The sequence below is a fragment of the Planctomycetota bacterium genome (assembly GCA_026387035.1).
Taxonomy (GTDB): domain Bacteria; phylum Planctomycetota; class Phycisphaerae; order FEN-1346; family FEN-1346; genus JAPLMM01.
This window is the reverse complement of sequence record JAPLMM010000154.1, coordinates 1-5,082: the sequence shown is the minus strand read 5'-3', so window position 1 is coordinate 5,082 and position 5,082 is coordinate 1. Positions and strand designations below refer to the sequence as shown.

Genomic DNA, 5,082 nt, shown 5'->3' with positions numbered 1-5,082 from the left:
GCAGATGCTGGACGACGTGTGGCCGGAGGGCCAGCCGTACTTCTGGCCGTTCGGGGCGCGGTCGTCCATAGCGACCTTCAGGGCCAGGGTCGAGGTGTTGGTGACGATGAGCGCTTCCAGGAGCACCTTGCTCAGTTCGTGATGGCGTGCGTCGCGCTGCTGGACCGCCGCGAGGTACCACGTGCCGCCGATCAGAAAGTGCAGGCCCGGGTTGCCGATGATGGTTCCGAAATCGTCGGTTTCAGCGAGGCTCGAATCGTTGTCCTCGAAATAGTGGCGGACGTCCTCGTCCCAGTTGTGGCGGACGATGCGGTCCACGCCGAACGCCGCCCCAAGAATCAGGAGGTTCTCCGGCTTGCCGAACGTGTGGACGAATCCGCGGCCGACGGCCGCCGGGCCCTCGCGAATGTCGGCCTTGAGGATTTCGCCGAACGTCTTGCCCTCGATCAGCTCGAAGGCGGGCATCGCGGCCTCGGGGGCATTTCCTTCACCGCCGGCCGGTTCCGTCGCCCCCTCCTCTCGCGGAGCGAAGAAGAGGCAGGTCCCCAGCCGTCCGCTGGCGAGGGCCGACCGACCCGGCGCCGGCCGCGCTTCGGCTTCCGCCGCCGCCAGGAGGCGCGCGTGCGTGACCTCGGCCTGACGCACGAGCGCCGTATCCCGCCCGCAGCCGACGGCGGCCACTAGGACGGCCCCGAGTGCACCAGCGACGCGAAAAGGCGCCGTTCGCATGAGAAAAGTCCCTCCGCAGGACGCCGGCCTATCGGCCGGCAACTTTCAACCGATTGAGGACCTCGCGGCGATATTCATCATTGGCCACCCGCCCGCCGCGGTTCGGATATTTTGCGCGGATCATTTGCTCGACGTCTCCGACGCGGGCCTCCGGATTCGGGTGCGTGCTCAGGATCTCCGGGGCCCTGGGGCCGCCCATCGAGACGAAGACGCCGAGAAGATTCGCCATCTCGCGTGGATCGTATCCCGAGGCCGCCAGATAATCCAGGCCGAAGCGATCCGCCTCGCTCTCCATGCCGCGGCTGTACTTGAGGTTGACGAGGCCGACGACGACCTTGGCGAGGTCCTCCGCCTGGGTCGCCATCTGGGCGCCCTTTTCGGTGCGTCCGGCCGCGGCCGCAGCCGCCGCCAGAAGGACCTGGATGCCCATCTGGCGGCTGATCTGCTGGCTCCCGTGGCGGGAGTTGATGTGGGTGATTTCGTGAGCGAGGACGGCGGCCAACTGGCCCTCCGTCTTCAGGTTTTTGAGCAGCGCACGCGTGACATAGACAGGCCCGCCCGGCAAGGCGAACGCGTTGACGACGTCGCTGTCGAGCACGGTGAACTGGTACGGAAGTTGAGGCAGGTCGGCGTGCCGAACCGCCCCGGCCACGCGCTGGCCGACCGCTCGCGCGTAGGCCTGGACCGGCAGGTTGTCGAGCGGGTTGCCGAATTCCTTTTCGAGTTCGGGGGCGGCCTCTCGCCCCAGCGCGATCTCCTGGTCCCATGAGAGCACGATGAAGGCGCGCTTGCCCGTCGTCGGGACGCGCTGGCACGCCAGCGGCGCCGCCGCTACCGCCCCGAGCGCCGCTGCCAGCAGGCACGCTAACGCCATCCGTTTCATTGCCGTTCACTCCGCGACAGCGTTCGCCGTTTTGTCGTTTCAATCCGCAATCCGAAATCCGAAATCCGAAATATCACCTACGACGTCGCCGACACGTACGCCACCCGCAACTCGTACAGGATCGTGTCGAGCAGCCGTTTCTCCTCGTCCGAAAGGTTGCCCTTGGTCTTCTCCTCCACCACGGCCAGGAGGTCAATGTGATGTTTCGCCAGGTCCAGGTTCTGGATGCTCCGGCCGGAGCGCGGGTCGCGCTCACTGGACATGAAGAAGGCGGCCTGGGTCGCCAACGTCTGGACGAGGGTCGAGAAACTGGCCTCGGGCATCCGACCCGCGCGCTCCGCGCGGGCGGCCCCCGGGGCGGCCGGGCCCCCGCCCTCGACCTCGCGGGCGAGGCGCTCCTTCTCGGCCTGGGCCTGCTTTTTCCAGTCGGCGTCCACATGAATCCTGGACTCGCCGGCCGGCGGACCATTCGGTTCGGGCTTCCCCTCGGGTTTCTGCTTCTCGTCAGCCATGGTTTCCCTCACTTCCACCCTGGTCTGTGCGCTTAAAGCGCACGATCGTGCGCACTATGAGAACGCCTTGGCCGGTTCCGCGGGGCCGACGGCCTCGTGGCCCAGCGCCGCCGCCACCAGGCCCAGGAAGAACGGGCTCGGCCTGAGCGGCCGGCTCGTGAACTCCGGATGCGCCTGCGTCGCCACAAAGTACGGATGGTCCGGCAACTCGAGGATTTGCATGATCGGCCGGCCCGGGGTCTTGCCCGAGAAGACCATCCCTCCCCGCTCGAGCCGCTCGACGTACTCCGGGTTGACCTCGAACCGGTGGCGGAACCGGAGCCGCGCCGTCGCCGCGCCTCCGAACATTTTCGCGGCGAGCGTCCCCGGGCGGATCTCGACGTCCTTGCCGCCCAGCCGCATCGTCGCCCCGAGATCCTTCACCTTCTTCTGCTCCGGCAAAAGGTCGATGACGGGGTGCGGCGTGTCGGACCGGACTTCGGTCGAGTGGGCGCCCGCCAGGCCGCACACATTCCGCGCGAACTCGACGACGGCCAGTTGAAGGCCGTAGCACAGGCCGAGATAGGGGATGAAGTGCTCGCGGGCGTAGCGGATGCAGGCGATTTTTCCCTCGGCTCCGCGCGTGCCGAACCCGCCCGGGACGATCATGCCGTCGACGCCCGCCAGGGCCTTCGCCGCCCCCGCCTCCGTCAGGTCCGTCACGTCGATCCAGCGGATGTCGGCCCGCGCCTGATGGTCGGCGGCGGCGTGCTCGACGGCCTTGATGAGGCTCGCGTAACTGTCGCGGACGGCGGTGTACTTGCCCGTGATGGCGATCGCGACCTCGTGCTTCGGCTCGCGGATGCGTCGGCAGAAGTCGTCCCACACGGCCGAGGCCTTCTGCTCGGCCCGCGGATTCACCCGGTCCATGAGGTCCAGCAGGTGGACCACCTGGGAGTCGAGGTGCTCGCGCTGCATGCGGGGCGGGATGAGGTAAATCGAAGGCTCGTCGTGCATCGAAAAGACGCGCGACATCGGGACGTTTGTATAGATGGAGATTTTTTCTCGCACCTTGTCGGTCACCGGGTTGGACGCCCGGCAGGCGATGATGGCCGGCTGGATGCCCATCTCCATGAGCCGCCTGATCCCCAGTTGGGCGGCCTTGGACTTCTGCTCGCCGAGGATCTGCGGCTCCAGCACCAGCGTCAGGGCGACGAAACAGACGTTCCCCTGCCCCTCCTCGTACGCCAGTTGGCGCATCGCCTCGATGTAATAGACGTTCTCAAAGTCGCCGGCCGTCCCGCCGATCTCGACGAACACGACGTCGGCCCGCGTCTCGATCGCCAGACGCCTGAGTTTCGCCTTTACCTCGCCCGTGACGTGAGGGATGATCTGGACGTCGCGTCCCAGGTACTCGCCGCGACGCTCGCGCTCCAGCACCGCTCCCAGGAACTGGCCGTTGGTGCCGAAATGGTCGCGCGTCAGGTCCTGGTCGAGCATCCGCTCGTACGTCCCCAGGTCCATGTCGCATTCCATCCCGTCGTCCAGGACGAACACCTCGCCGTGGCGGTAGGGGTTCAGCGTGCCGGAATCGACGTTCAGATACCCTTCGAGTTTGATGGGGGCGACCCGGAGGCCCTTGTCCTGGAGCAACTTGGCGAGACTGGCGGCGAAGATGCCTTTCCCCAGGCCGCTCATCACGGTCCCGAAGACGGCGACGTACTTGGTGCGCCCGACCTGGTAGCCTTCCGGCATCGGGCTGAAAAACTCCGTCTCGGTCGTCTGCCCCGCGATCTCCTGCATCAGGCGCTGGCCTTCCATCCCCGTCCCCTACCTTTTGCGGCGCTTGCCGTAGCGCGAGACAAACGCGGCATAGTCCTCGGGCGTGTCCACGCCCACCGGCCGATGGTCCGTCACGAGTACGCGGATCCGCCGTCCGTGCTCGAGCCACCTGAGTTGCTCCAGCCGCTCGGTCCGTTCGAGCGGCGTCTGCGGCATGAGGGCGAAGGCGCGGAGCGCCTCGGCCCGAAATGCGTAGATGCCGAAATGCAGGAGGAGCGGCGCCCGGCGCGACGCTTCGCCGTCGCGCGCGGCGGGAATCGGGGCGCGCGAAAAGTAAAGCGCGTCGCCGCCAGTGGCGAGGACGACCTTCACGGCATTCGGGTCGGCCGCATCCTCGGCGGCGAGCGGACCGGCCAGCGTCGCCAGTTCAATCCCAGGATCCTTCTGCATCTCGTCCACGAGGCGGTCCAGAAGCGCGGGGTCGAGTTCCGGCTCGTCACCCTGGAGGTTGATGACGATTTCGGCGTCGGGGAACGCCTCGGCCGCCTCCGCCACACGGTTGGTGCCGCACGGATGGTCGGAGCGAGTCATGACGGCCCGGCCGCCGAACGCTTCGACGGCGGCGCGGATCCGCTCGTCGTCCGTCGCCACGACCACGGCATCGACGCGCTTGGCGCGGGCCGCCGCCTCATACACGTGCTGGATGAGGGGTTTACCGGTCTGGGAGGCGAGAGCCTTCCCGGGGAATCGCTTGGACCCGTATCGGGCAGGTATCACACACAAAACGCTCATTCGCGTGCGCCGAAACAAAGACCGGGAAACCGCGGGGGGAATGCTGCCCGACCCAAAGCCTAGTCGGCCGGCGTCCTCGTGTCAAGCCGAAACGCGGATTTGTTGTACGGCGTCAGTTACGGTTGGTCCGGGGATTATGTAGCGCGGGGCCGCGCCAGAGGCGGGCAAGCCCGCCAGAGGCGGGCAAGCCTTATGCCCCGCGCGGCCCTAGAGCGGGGGATAAACCTTGGCCGCCTGTGGCGGCCCCCGCGCTACAGTCGGCAAGGCAAGGCGGCGATCACGCCTTCTCGCCGTCACCGGGGACGGCGCATGTTTCGACCTTCCACTTCCGCGGCTCGGGCGAGTGCAGATAGGCATCGATGTCGCGAGCGGCGGCCTGGCCGGCGCCCATCGCGCTGATGACGG

The 5,082-nt window shown here is 67.4% G+C and carries 5 protein-coding genes; all 5 read right to left on the bottom strand.

Annotated elements, in window-relative coordinates:
* On the bottom strand, positions 1 to 729 hold a 729-nt coding region (locus NTX40_05265; GenBank protein MCX5648492.1), incomplete at its 3' end, for a hypothetical protein.
* 28 nt (positions 730 to 757) lie between these two features.
* Positions 758 to 1,612 carry a M48 family metallopeptidase gene (locus NTX40_05260; protein MCX5648491.1) on the bottom strand — a complete coding sequence of 285 codons (855 nt, stop codon included), beginning with the start codon at positions 1,610 to 1,612 and terminating at the stop codon, positions 758 to 760.
* 77 nt (positions 1,613 to 1,689) lie between these two features.
* Positions 1,690 to 2,124, bottom strand: a complete 435-nt coding sequence (locus tag NTX40_05255) for a DUF1844 domain-containing protein (GenBank protein ID MCX5648490.1) — start codon at positions 2,122 to 2,124, stop codon at positions 1,690 to 1,692.
* Positions 2,125 to 2,178: 54 nt separating this feature from the next.
* Positions 2,179 to 3,858, bottom strand: coding sequence for a CTP synthase (locus NTX40_05250; protein ID MCX5648489.1), 1,680 nt, complete (start codon positions 3,856 to 3,858; stop codon positions 2,179 to 2,181).
* Between the two features lie 75 nt (positions 3,859 to 3,933).
* Positions 3,934 to 4,677, bottom strand: a complete 744-nt coding sequence (gene kdsB, locus NTX40_05245; GenBank protein ID MCX5648488.1) for a 3-deoxy-manno-octulosonate cytidylyltransferase — start codon at positions 4,675 to 4,677, stop codon at positions 3,934 to 3,936.
* Positions 4,678 to 5,082 lie beyond the last annotated feature (405 nt).